Origin of the sequence: uncultured Halopseudomonas sp., assembly GCF_963977355.1 — a bacterium.
Lineage (GTDB): Bacteria > Pseudomonadota > Gammaproteobacteria > Pseudomonadales > Pseudomonadaceae > Halopseudomonas.
Genome location: NZ_CAXBOV010000028.1, coordinates 45428 through 57287, shown reverse-complemented (window position 1 = coordinate 57287; position 11860 = coordinate 45428). Strand labels below are relative to the sequence as shown.

General features: G+C 55.9%; 10 protein-coding genes. 9 read left to right on the top strand and 1 reads right to left on the bottom strand.

The features are described 5' to 3' along the window. Nucleotides 1-2: 2 nt before the first annotated feature. Both sucD and AAC076_RS14780 read left to right on the top strand, forming a co-directional pair. Nucleotides 3-878 (top strand): succinate--CoA ligase subunit alpha, encoded by an 876-nt coding sequence (sucD, locus tag AAC076_RS14785; protein ID WP_339847085.1) that lies wholly within the window; start codon nucleotides 3-5, stop codon nucleotides 876-878. Between the two features lie 143 nt (nucleotides 879-1021). Then, the gene (locus AAC076_RS14780) at nucleotides 1022-1771 is read left to right on the top strand and encodes a DUF599 family protein (protein WP_339847088.1); all 750 of its coding nucleotides are present in this window, start codon (nucleotides 1022-1024) and stop codon (nucleotides 1769-1771) included. A gap of 129 nt (nucleotides 1772-1900) precedes the next feature. Here AAC076_RS14780 and AAC076_RS14775 read toward each other — a convergent pair whose 3' ends face one another. Continuing rightward, nucleotides 1901-2155, bottom strand: a complete 255-nt coding sequence (locus tag AAC076_RS14775; RefSeq protein ID WP_339847083.1) for a hypothetical protein — start codon at nucleotides 2153-2155, stop codon at nucleotides 1901-1903. Between the two features lie 292 nt (nucleotides 2156-2447). Here AAC076_RS14775 and AAC076_RS14770 point away from each other — a divergent pair, with 292 nt between their 5' ends. The 7 genes from AAC076_RS14770 (at nucleotide 2448) to AAC076_RS14740 (ending at nucleotide 11664) form a co-directional block, all read left to right on the top strand. Beyond that, entirely contained in the window at nucleotides 2448-2915 is a 468-nt protein-coding gene (locus tag AAC076_RS14770; protein WP_339847080.1) for a PaaI family thioesterase, read from the top strand. Continuing rightward, nucleotides 2912-3358 (top strand): PaaI family thioesterase, encoded by a 447-nt coding sequence (locus tag AAC076_RS14765; protein ID WP_339847077.1) that lies wholly within the window; start codon nucleotides 2912-2914, stop codon nucleotides 3356-3358. Before AAC076_RS14770 ends, AAC076_RS14765 begins: the two co-directional genes overlap by 4 nt. Nucleotides 3359-3405: 47 nt before the next feature. Next, nucleotides 3406-4407, top strand: a complete 1002-nt coding sequence (locus tag AAC076_RS14760) for a hypothetical protein (RefSeq protein WP_339847074.1) — start codon at nucleotides 3406-3408, stop codon at nucleotides 4405-4407. A 128-nt stretch (nucleotides 4408-4535) separates the two neighbouring features. Continuing rightward, complete coding sequence (htpG, locus tag AAC076_RS14755; RefSeq protein WP_339847072.1) at nucleotides 4536-6440, top strand: molecular chaperone HtpG; 1905 nt, start codon at nucleotides 4536-4538, stop codon at nucleotides 6438-6440. Between the two features lie 160 nt (nucleotides 6441-6600). After that, nucleotides 6601-7392, top strand: a complete 792-nt coding sequence (locus AAC076_RS14750; RefSeq protein ID WP_339847070.1) for a dienelactone hydrolase family protein — start codon at nucleotides 6601-6603, stop codon at nucleotides 7390-7392. 53 nt (nucleotides 7393-7445) lie between these two features. After that, complete coding sequence (locus AAC076_RS14745) at nucleotides 7446-8513, top strand: efflux RND transporter periplasmic adaptor subunit (RefSeq protein ID WP_339847068.1); 1068 nt, start codon at nucleotides 7446-7448, stop codon at nucleotides 8511-8513. Between the two features lie 19 nt (nucleotides 8514-8532). Next, nucleotides 8533-11664, top strand: a complete 3132-nt coding sequence (locus AAC076_RS14740; protein WP_339847066.1) for an efflux RND transporter permease subunit — start codon at nucleotides 8533-8535, stop codon at nucleotides 11662-11664. Nucleotides 11665-11860 lie beyond the last annotated feature (196 nt).

Here is an 11860-nt window from a genome sequence, read left to right as displayed (position 1 = left end):
GCATCCTGATCAACAAAGACACCAAGGTCATCTGCCAGGGCTTTACTGGCGCACAGGGTACTTTCCACTCTGAGCAAGCCATTGAGTACGGCACCAAGATGGTTGGCGGCGTGACACCTGGCAAGGGTGGTACTACACACCTGGGCCTGCCCGTGTTCAACACCGTCCGCGAAGCTGTCGAGCAGACTGGCGCCACCGCCAGCGTTATCTACGTACCGGCTCCTTTCTGCAAGGACTCGATCCTGGAAGCTGCCAACGGCGGCATCAAGCTGATCGTATGTATCACCGAAGGCATCCCGACCCTGGACATGCTCGATTGCAAAGTCGTCTGTGACCAGCTGGGCGTGCGCCTGATCGGCCCCAACTGCCCGGGTGTTATCACTCCTGGCGAATGCAAGATCGGTATCATGCCCGGTCACATTCACCAGCCCGGCAAGGTAGGTATCGTTTCCCGCTCCGGCACCCTGACCTATGAAGCGGTCAAGCAAACTACTGATTCCGGTTTCGGCCAGTCTACCTGTGTAGGTATTGGTGGTGACCCGATCCCGGGTTCGAACTTCATCGATATCCTGCAGATGTTCCAGGATGATCCGAAGACCGAAGCGATCGTCATGATCGGTGAAATTGGTGGTAGCGCCGAGGAAGAAGCGGCCGCTTACATCAAGGCCAATGTGACCAAGCCAGTCGTTTCCTATATTGCTGGTGTTACAGCGCCTGCTGGCAAGCGTATGGGCCACGCTGGTGCGATCATTTCCGGTGGTAAGGGCACTGCTGACGAGAAGTTTGCTGCTCTGGAAGACGCTGGTGTTAAAACTGTGCGTTCCCTGGCAGACATCGGTTCGGCTCTGGCCGAGCTGACCGGTTGGCCGCTGAAGTAACACTTCGCTGGCTTTCAGAAAAACCCTGCTTCGGCAGGGTTTTTTTATGTCTGATGCTGGAAACCCGGATGCTGGCTATACTGATGTACGCGGTCTGCGGCTTGCTGCACCGTCCTCTATTACTGGTTCTACAAGGTGCCCGAATGCTGTCGCAACTTTCCCTGCCTGATGCCGGCTCTACATGGCTCAACCTGCTCGCTTTTGTCTGGTTTTTGCTGTGCTGGGTGGGGTACACCCACTACGCCCGCCACAGAGCTAGAGATACCGCATGTCTTGCCAGTGTGCTGCATTTATACAGACAAGACTGGATGTCGCGTTTGTTAATGCGCGAGCAACGCATTGCCGATGCCAGCGTGATCGGTAATCTCGAACGCAACACTGCTTTTTTTGCCTCCAGCACGCTGTTGATCCTTGCTGGCATTATTACCGTAATGGGTGCTACTGATAGGGCCCAGAATCTGCTGCATGACATACCCTTTGTCGCCAACGTCAGCCGGCAAATGTCGGAAATGAAACTGCTGGTTATGCTGGGGATCTTCGTTTATGCCTTTTTCACCTTTTCCTGGGGGATGCGCCAGTACAACTTCGCCTCGGTCCTGCTCGGTTCTGCGCCCCTGGTCGGTGAGAAACAGGTTTCCGAGATAGAGCGCAAGGCTTACGCGGCGAGGGCGGCCACAGTTCTTTCGATGGCAGGAAACGAGTTCAACCTTGGTCTGCGGGCCTACTATTTTGCCTTGGCCGGACTTACCTGGTTCATTAATCCACTCTTTTTCATGATTACCAGTGCGGGGGTTGTCTGGGTACTCTACAAGCGTGAATTCCACTCACGCATACTCTCGGCGATGATGTACAGCCCAACGGGTGGTCTTCTGCAACAGGATAAGGTGGATTAGATCAAGAGGGCGTTAGGTACCCAACAGGTCGGCTTTCAGAGGGGTCGGCTTTCAGAGGAGCATTGAGCGGGAAGATCGTTAGACAAGCAGCGCCCCCGAGTGGGCGCGCCGCTTACAACGTCAGTAAGATCAGTTCACTGCGTCATCGTAGGCTTCGCCCATTTCTTCGCCAGCATCTTCCATGCCGTCTTCCATTTTCTCGCCCATGGTGCGCTCGTTACCTGTGGCTTCGCGTGCTTTCAGCTCGATGGCTTCACCCGTTTCCTCAGCGGCATCGCTCATTGATTCCATAGCCGATTCCATCTTGTCTTCAGGTTCCTGCTCGCATGCTGCCAGCAAACCCAGACTCGCCAGTAACACTGCTGTTAGGCCAATTTTCTTCATTACATTCTCCTTGGTTTGAGTGCGTAATACTGAGTCACGACTCTTGTGGGTAGCACATTTGATAAAACCGGGTGTTCCTGTCTTCGCTCGGAAAGACTAAGCAGTCCTGTCATTTTCGAGTTGTCACAGTAGTTGCACTGTAACTGTTAACAAATATTCCTGATATTAGTCCTGGTTAAGGAGCAATAGTTCCGCGGCCTGTAAGTACCTTCAGAGTTTTCCTCGTGCTGGAGTCTCCGCTGCGTTATGGGTACTATGCCGCCCATTCCCTCTGCTCTGATTGAGAATCCGGATGAGTGATATCAAGAAACGTTGCGAGAACTTCCTGTCAGTCCTGCGGCACTGCCAGGTGCTGGGCATGAGCGTCGATCATGCTGATGAGAAAGGTCTCGTGCTGAGGCTGCCGTATAGTGATTCAATCATAGGCAACCCTGTCACTGGCGTAGTGCACGGGGGTGCCATCACCACCCTGATGGACACCTGCTGCGGGATTTCAACTGTCTGTTTTTTACCCGACTTCGAGATCTGCCCGACGCTTGATCTGCGTATTGATTACATGCATCCGGCGGAGCCGGGGAAGGATATTTTCGGCTTTGCCGAGTGTTATCGACTCAGCCCGACCGTTATCTTTACACGGGGGATCGCCTATCAGGATGACCGCAACGAACCTATTGCACATGTGGTCGGTACCTTTATGCGTATGGGCAAACCGGCATCAGACGGCACGCTTGCCCGTAGTATCGATGGGAGCAAGGTATGATCGAAGAACCGATCCACATTGAGCAGTTGATGCGTAACGGGCACGACTCCGGCGACTATGCGCCTTTGATCGAGGCCATTCCCTATGCGCGGATGATTGGCCTGGAGTTGAAGCACCTCGGTGAGGAAGTGATTTTCCATCTGCCAATCAGCAAGGATAATATCGGTAATCCGGTATTGCCCGCACTTCACGGTGGTGTGATTGCAGGGTTCATGGAGCAATCTGCCATGTTGCACCTGATGATTGCGATGAACAGCTCCGATTTCCCGAAGATTATTGATTTTTCAATTGATTATCTGCGTGCGGGCCTTTTCAAGGATACTTACGCCACCTGTCAGGTCTGGCGTCAGGGGCGGCGAGTGGGTAATGTGGCCATAACGGCTTGGCAAACCCGCTCAAGTGAGCCAATAGCGACTGCTAGGGCGCACTTCAAACTGGGTTGACCGGGTAGCTGGTTCTCGAATTTTTTGGTCCGGAGCATCACATATTCATGCCAGCCTTGTTGATCATCAGCGGTGTCTTTTTGATAGTGCTTGGCTGGCTTTGGTTGGCGGTCGCCGCCAGAAAGCTGCCTATCAGGCGCTTTTTGCTGGCGATATTGGCAGCCCCACTAACGCTTGTCCTGCGTGGCCTCGGATATGCCCGTTTTCCCAGACTGCTCATGGTCACTGGTCTGTTGCTTGCGCTTGCAGGTGCTGCATTGTTGCAGCGCGAGCAACCTGAGCGCTTTGTTCAGTTGCTGGCAGGTGAATGGGCGGCGCCTTCGAACAGCGGTATAGGTATTGATGGGGAACTGATGGGCCAGCCCTTCAACCCTGAGCGAATTTTCTGGCGTGGTAATGACCTTGTGATCGAGGAGGGCCCGCCGCAACGAGTTCGGCGTGCGCTGACAGTGCGCTTTGATCCCGCGAGCCTGCAGGCCGGAACGCGTACAATCGATCGCCTGCCCGGAGACTCTGGCGCCTGGCCTGAACTGTTGCTGCAGTGGCATACCGGCGCGCTGACCCAGCCCGGACTACTCCGGGTGGCCAAGGACTACACTCTGAGCCTGGATTTTGTACCTTCCTCTGGTACGACAATGTTATTGCGACTACGTCTGCATCTGCCTACCAGTCCGGCCACGCTGCTTTATGGCGAGGCCAGCATTAAGACAACACCCGATTGGCTGGCAGGAATGCCGCAGCCTGCTGTAGCTCCCGCAGCGTCACCTCCTCCTGAGTCATCGATTGCACCAGCGGTCGACAGGGCGCAGAGCCGTCCCCAGTGGCAAAATGTAAGTATCTTGGCGGTGCTGAGTGAGCCAGAGCTATTCATTGGTCAACAGCTGCGGTTTACAAACCAGGCAGGACGTCGCTACGAGGGACGATTGAAAGCGATCAGCGATGACCGCCGGATTGTGCTGGCTCAGAACAATGGCGCCAACCAGGTGGATTATCATTTCCGCCCCACCGACGTAGTTGATTTGCAGGTCAGATACAGATCTTCCCGGTAGCTGTCCCGGCCTTGAAATCCTCATCAATGTCCCCATTAAAGGCTCATCGGCGCGACCGCAATGTCGCGCGTTTTGCCTGAAACCTTGCAATCAAGGTTTCTAACCGAACTATAGGGAGACAACCAGAGATGACCGTGGAAGCCCAGAAGGAAACACTCGGATTTCAGACCGAGGTCAAGCAGCTGCTGCATCTGATGATCCATTCGATGTATTCGAACAAGGAGATCTTTCTCCGAGAGCTGATTTCCAACGCGTCCGATGCGTCGGATAAGCTGCGCTTTGAAGCCATTGCCAAGCCAGAGTTGCTCGAAGAGCAGCCGGACACGGTTATCCGGATCAGCTCCGATGAAACAGCCAACACCCTGACGATCGAGGACAACGGTATCGGCATGTCCCGGGACGAGGTGATTGAGAACCTGGGTACCATTGCCAAGTCGGGCACTGCCGCCTTCATGCAACAACTCACGGGTGACCAGAAGAAAGACGCGAGCTTGATCGGTCAGTTCGGTGTGGGCTTCTACAGCGCATTTATTGTGGCCGACAAGGTTGAGGTATTCACCCGTCGGGCAGGTGCTGACAAGGCTCAGGGCGTGCGTTGGGAATCAGCGGGCGAGGGCGAGTTCACCATTGAAACAGTGGAAAAAGCTGAGCGCGGCACACGTATCGTGCTGCACCTCAAGTCTGCTGAGTCCGAGTTTGCCGACGGTTGGCGCCTGCGCAATGTGGTTAAAAAGTACTCAGACCATATCTCCCTGCCCATTGAGTTGCCCAAGCAGAAGCAGGGTGAGGACGAGAGCCAGCCAGCCGAGTTGGAGTGGGAAACTGTCAACCGTGCGAGCGCCCTTTGGACCCGCCCACGCGCCGAGGTCAAGGACGATGAGTATCAGGAGTTCTACAAGCATGTTGCCCATGACTTCGAGAACCCGCTGAGCTGGAGCCATAACAAGGTTGAAGGCAAGCTGGAATACACGAGTCTTCTGTATGTGCCTGCCCGTGCGCCGTTCGATTTGTACCAGCGTGAAGCGCCCCGCGGTCTGAAGCTGTATGTACAACGTGTATTCATCATGGATGAGGCCGAGCAGTTTCTGCCGCTCTATCTGCGCTTCATCAAGGGCGTGGTCGATTCAAACGATCTGTCTTTGAACGTATCGCGGGAGATTCTGCAAAAGGATCCGGCGATCGACAGCATGAAGTCTGCCCTGACCAAACGTGTCCTGGACATGCTTGAGAAGCTTGCGAAGAAGGAACCCGAGCAGTACGCCACGTTCTGGAAGAACTTCGGCAGCGTGATGAAGGAAGGTCCGGCGGAGGACTATGCCAACCGCGAGAAAGTCGCCGGGCTCCTGCGTTTTGCTTCGACTCAACAGAGCGATGACTCCGAAGTCGTCAGTCTGGACGCCTACATTGAGCGGATGCAGGAAGGTCAGGACAAGATCTATTACCTGACCGGTGAGCGTTACAACCAGGTGAAGAACAGCCCGCACCTGGAGATTTTCCGCAAGAAGGGTATTGAAGTACTGCTGCTGACCGATCGTATTGATGAGTGGCTGATGAGCCATCTCAACGAATACAGCGGCAAGGAATTTGTCGATATCGCCCGTGGCGATCTGGATCTGGGCAAACTGGATGCCGAAGAGGACAAGCAGGCACAGGAAGAGGCTGCAAAGGCCAAGGCCGACCTGGTCCAGCGTATCAAGGATGTACTCAAGGATAGCGTCGATGATGTGAAAGTCTCCCATCGCCTGACCGATTCCCCTGCGGTGCTTGTAGTGACTGAAGACGGCATGGGTCTGCAGATGCGCAAGATTCTCGAGGCGACGGGCCAGAAAGCGCCGGAAAGCAAGCCGATCATGGAGATCAATCCAGCACACCCATTACTGGAGAAGCTGGACCAGGAACAGGATGAGGCGCGCTTCGGTGACCTCAGTCATATCCTGTTTGATCAGGCGGCCCTGGCTGCCGGTGAGAGCTTGCAGGATCCTGGCGCCTACGTACGCCGATTGAATGCACTGCTGGTTGAACTCAGCAAATAGTATTTGGCAGTCATAAAAACCCCGTCTGACATTCTCAGGCGGGGTTTTTTACTGTCTGAAAGACAGATAAATAGTTTTCGACATTATGTGAAAACCCCCACCAGCCCCCTCCCAAGGGCTATCCTCTGTCCATTCAAATGCACGTCCAAGGAACTGAAAGATGAAAAAGACGCTAACGACGCTGATGATCGCCTCTGCCGCAGGTATGGCAAGTCAGGCCAATGCCGATATGGTCTCAACGCCAGTTGCCTATGAAGTTGCTGGGCAGGCCTACGAGGGTGTGCTGGTGTACGACGACTCGGTCACAGACATACGTCCAGGCCTTCTGATGGTACCGAACTGGATGGGCGTGACTGAAGGAGCGGTGCAGAAGGCCCAGAATGTCGGGGGCAGTGAGTACGTAGTCTTCGTTGCTGACATGTACGGCAAGGACATCCGACCGCAGAACGCCGACGAGGCGAGCAAGGCTGCCACCACGGTGCGGGGTGATCGGGCCATGATGCGTGACCGTGTCAATGCAGCTCTTGAAGTATTCAAGGCGCAGGCTGGCGGTATTCCTCTGGATGTGAGCAATATCGGTGCAATTGGTTTCTGCTTTGGCGGCGGGACGGTATTGGAATTGGCGCGCTCCGGCACACCAGTGCAGGGCGTGGTGTCGTTTCACGGTAACCTGGATACCCCGGATCCTGATGATGCCAAGGCTATTCGCACTCCGGTACTGGTGCTGCATGGCGCCGATGATCCCTATGTGCCGGAGGAACAGGTACAGGCGTTCAAGGAAGAAATGCGCACCGCGGGAGTAGACTGGCAATTGAATAGCTACGGGGGTGCTGTGCACTCCTTTACAGATCCCACGGCCAAGATGCCTGGTCAGGCCGAGTACAATCCGGTTGTCGCCGAGCGCGCTTTCGGGGCGATGCATCGTTTTCTCGCTGAGAGCATGAGCAAATAGCTCGGGCGTAAACGAGTAACTTCAGGCAACCATTTCAAGACAGGAAATACAGGATGTTGATTCTCAGACAGGCGGTGCTGGTTCTTCTGACCAGCGTCTGGTCTCTGGTCGGATTTGCCCAGCAGCCGCCGTTACCGGTGATTGCTGTCGCGGCAGAAACCCGGCAGATCGCTAATCCCATTGAAGCACTGGGTACGCTGTACGCGAATGAGACGGCTGTGGTGAGCGCCAATATTACCGCCACCATCTCACGGATTCGTTTTGAAGATGGCCAGCGGGTCAAGGAAGACGACGTACTGGTCGAGCTGACCAACCGCGAACAGCTCGCCCAGTTGCAGGAGGCCGAGGTCAGCCTTGCTGACGCAGAGCGTCAACTGGCACGGGCCAGACAGTTGGTTGAAAGCCGCGTGCTGTCCCGACAGGAGCTGGATGATCGCAGGCGCACCGTGGATATAGCCCGGGCCCAGCTGCAAGCGGTTCAGGCACGTCTGGCGGACAGGTTGATTCGTGCACCCTTTGACAGTGTGGTCGGTTTGCGGCAGGTCAGTGTGGGGACGCTAGTGGCACCTGGCATGGCGGTAGCAACATTGCATGATGACTCTGTCATGAAGCTCGACTTCAGCGTTCCTGAGACCCTGATGGCCCAGATCGCGCCTGGTCAGCAGCTTGTCGCAACCAGTCGCGCCTACGGTGATGAATTATTCAAGGGCGAAGTAGCGAATCTGGATAACGAGGTTGATCCGGTCACCCGGTCTATTCGTGTTAGGGCCTTGATCGACAATCCAGATGGTCGGCTCAAGCCGGGCATGCTGATGACCGTTGACCTGCGCAGCGAGCCGCGCAATGCGGTCATCATTCCCGAGGAAGCTTTGTTGCCCCTGGGCCGTGATCAATTCGTGATGGTTGTCGAAACTCAGGATGATGGTTTCGTGGCGCGTCGCCAGCAAGTACAGACAGGGCTTCGGCAACCGGGTCTGGTGGAAATTACAGAGGGTCTCGATTCTGGAGAGAGGGTGGTCACGCACGGTAATTTTCGGCTGCAGCCTGGACAAGCTATCAGCATAAAAGCCGAGCTCGATCCTGGCGAATCTCCCCGGGCCGTGATTTCGGCCGCCCCCTGATCCTTCCCGGAGTCCTGCAATGATTCTTTCAGATACCTCGGTCAAAAGGCCGGTATTCGCCAGCGTTCTCGCGCTATTGCTGGTGATTTTTGGCCTCGTGGCATTCAGCATGCTGCCACTGCGTGAGTATCCCGATATCGATCCGCCGGTAGTCACCGTAGAAACCAACTACCGGGGCGCCGCAGCCAGCGTAGTGGATTCCCAGATCACCCAGATCGTGGAAGAGCGCATCGCTGGCGTGGAGGGCGTCGAATATATCGAATCCCAGAGCCAGGACGGGCGTTCACAGATCACTATCCGCTTTGCCATCAACAAGGATGTTAACGAAGCAGCGAACGATATACGTGACCGGGTATCGGGCATTCTGGATGATTTGCCCGCCGAGGCAGACCCACCCGAAGTTCAGAAGCTGGACGCCAATCAGGAAGTCATCATCTGGTGGAACCTCACCAGCGAACGCTTGACCCTACCGGAGCTGACCGATTACGCAGAGCGCTATCTGGTGGACCGGTTCTCGACGCTGGAAGGCGTTGCCCGTGTGCGTGTGGGCGGCTCCCAACGCTATGCAATGCGTGTATGGCTGGATCGACAGGCTCTGGCAGCCAGGGACCTGACTGCCTCTGATGTTGAGGCGGCATTACGTGCCGAGAACGTCGAGTTGCCCGCAGGGTCAATCGAGTCGCGCAGCAGGCAGTTCACCGCCAGGGTCGCGCGATCATTCGAGACGGCCGAGGATTTTGGCAGGCTGGTGATTGCCCGTGGGCCAGATAACTATCTGGTGCGCCTGGGAGACGTGGCGCGGGTTGAGCGCGGTACCGAAGAAGATCGCAACCTGTTTAGAGGTAATACCGTGCCGATGGTCGGCATCGGTCTGGAGCGTCAGTCCACCGCTAACACCCTTGAGGTGTCACGTGTGTCGACGGCTCTGGTCGAAGAGCTCAATGGCACTTTGCCTGAAGGCATGCAGATCCTGGCCAGTTTTGACAGTTCTGTCTTCATTGAAGGCGCTGTGAAAGAGGTCTACACAACCCTTGGCATTGCATTGGTGTTGGTGGTTTTGTCTATCTTTCTGTTTCTCGGCAGCCCGAGGGCCATTCTGATACCCGCCGTAACGGTGCCGGTGTCGATGACAGCTACATTCATCGCGCTACTTCTGTTTGGCTTTACGGTCAACCTGCTGACGTTGCTGGCTTTGGTGCTGGCTATCGGGCTGGTGGTCGACGACGCCATCATCGTATTGGAGAACGTTCGACGCCGCATCGATGAAGAGGGCGAGACACCTCTGGTAGCCGCTTACAGGGGCTCGCGGCAGGTGGCTTTTGCGGTGGTATCTACCACCCTGGTGCTGGTCGCGGTATTTGTACCTATTGCGTTCCTGCAGGGTGATATAGGCCGGCTTTTCTCCGAGTTCGCCCTGACCATGGCAGCCGCTGTGGCCTTTTCCAGTTTTGTAGCGCTGACCCTCTCGCCGATGCTCGCATCCAAAGTGCTGAAGTCGCGTGGGGACGAGAACCGGCTGAGCCGCTGGGTGGATAGCACTCTGCTGACCAGCAGGCGTATCTATGCTCGCATGCTGGTGGTGGTGTTGCGCTGGCGCTGGGTTTCGCTGCTGGGTGTGATTGCACTATTCGGCTTCAGTGGCTGGCTGTTCAGTCAGCTGCCGTCCGAATATACGCCGCGGGAGGACCGTGGAGCCTTTTTCATCATCGTCAACGGTCCTGAGGGTGCGACCTACGAATACATGACCGATTACATGGACGAAATCGAATCGCGGATGATGAAGTATGTCGACGCGGGAGAGGTCACACGTTTGCTGGTTCGCGCACCACGTTCGTTTGGAACCGTGACTACCTTCAACACGGGCATCGTCATCGTTGTGCTTGAAGACTGGGCGCAGCGACGGGGCGGCTGGGAGATAATGGGGGACGTGCAGAAGGATCTCTCGGATCTGTCCGGCGTCAGGGCGTTTCCGGTGATGCGTCAGGGCTTTGCCGGCGGCCAGACACAGGCGTTCCAGTTGGTCATAGGCGGCGCTGGAGACTATCAGCAGCTAGCAGAATGGCGCGCCACGCTTCTGGAAAAGATTGAAGAAGACAACCCCGGCCTGGTCAACATCGATTCTGATTACAAGGAAACCCAGCCCCAGCTGGAGATCGCTATCGACTATAACAGCGCCGCCGATATGGGCGTGAATATCAGCAACATCGGTCGCACCCTGGAAACCATGCTTGGTTCGCGGCGAGTAACGACCTATATCGATGATGGTGAAGAGTACGACGTGATACTCGAGGGCGAGCGCTCTGAGCAGCGTAGCGTCAGTTCCTTGAGTAATATCTATGTCCGGTCCGATACTACCGGCGAGCTGATTCCGCTTTCCAACCTGGTGAGCATTGAGGAGTACGCGGGCTCTACCACTCTTAACCGATACAACCGCAATCGGGCGATTACCATCGAAGCGTCCCTGGCCGACGGAGTAGCCTTGGGTGATGCGCTGGATCACGTGGAGGCGTTGGCCCGGGAGCACCTGCCCGAAACCCTGGTTATTGATTACAAGGGCCAGTCGCTCGATTTGCGCAAGGCTGGCGGTTCGCTTTTGTTCGTCTTTCTGCTTGGGCTGCTGGTGGTTTTCCTGGTGCTGGCAGCCCAGTTCGAGAGCTTTGTTCATCCTCTGATCATTATGCTGGGTGTGCCAGTGGCCATTGGTGGCGCGCTCTTTGGCCTTTGGATTACCGATAACAGCCTGAACCTGTATAGCCAGATTGGTCTGGTGATGCTTATCGGGCTGGCAGCCAAGAACGGTATCCTGATTGTCGAGTTTGCCAACCAGCTGCGTGATGCCGGTCGTTCCTTTGACGATGCCCTGGTGGAGGCCAGCACCCTGCGCCTGCGTCCGATCCTTATGACAGGTGCAACCACAGTGGCGGGTGCAATTCCGCTGGTGATCGCCTTTGGCGCTGGCGCGGAGACCCGTTCGGTCATCGGGATAGTGGTAGTGTCGGGGGTCAGTGTTTCCACGATCCTCACCCTGTTCGTGATTCCGCTGCTATACAGTCTGTTGGCCCGCGGGACCAGCTCACCGGATGCGGTACGTCAGCGACTTGAAGAGGAAGAGGCGCAGGCCGATGCAGCTGCCGAAAATAGCCGTTCTTGAGCCTGTCACATGTGGATATTCATACCCGTGATGATGCATGAACAGGCCATTGCAGTCCCTTGTATTATGGCCCAAGCAAATAGTCTCAAGCTGCAGCCACCATTTCGCGGGCCTTCCGCCTGAGGCTGCAGCGGCAGGTAACCGGTACTGTCGTGAAGAGATCGTTCTTAATGTAGTGACTGAAGCTATGCCCATT

Excerpts from the sequence above, each read along its gene's own strand:
- AAC076_RS14770 (WP_339847080.1), top strand. The coding sequence starts at position 2,448 with ATGAGTGATATCAAGAAACGTTGCGAGAACTTCCTGTCAGTCCTGCGG.
- AAC076_RS14740 (WP_339847066.1), top strand. The coding sequence starts at position 8,533 with ATGATTCTTTCAGATACCTCGGTCAAAAGGCCGGTATTCGCCAGCGTT.
- AAC076_RS14775 (WP_339847083.1), bottom strand. The coding sequence starts at position 2,155 with ATGAAGAAAATTGGCCTAACAGCAGTGTTACTGGCGAGTCTGGGTTTG.
- AAC076_RS14780 (WP_339847088.1), top strand. The coding sequence starts at position 1,022 with ATGCTGTCGCAACTTTCCCTGCCTGATGCCGGCTCTACATGGCTCAAC.
- AAC076_RS14760 (WP_339847074.1), top strand. The coding sequence starts at position 3,406 with ATGCCAGCCTTGTTGATCATCAGCGGTGTCTTTTTGATAGTGCTTGGC.
- AAC076_RS14745 (WP_339847068.1), top strand. The coding sequence starts at position 7,446 with ATGTTGATTCTCAGACAGGCGGTGCTGGTTCTTCTGACCAGCGTCTGG.
- AAC076_RS14765 (WP_339847077.1), top strand. The coding sequence starts at position 2,912 with ATGATCGAAGAACCGATCCACATTGAGCAGTTGATGCGTAACGGGCAC.
- AAC076_RS14750 (WP_339847070.1), top strand. The coding sequence starts at position 6,601 with ATGAAAAAGACGCTAACGACGCTGATGATCGCCTCTGCCGCAGGTATG.
- htpG (WP_339847072.1), top strand. The coding sequence starts at position 4,536 with ATGACCGTGGAAGCCCAGAAGGAAACACTCGGATTTCAGACCGAGGTC.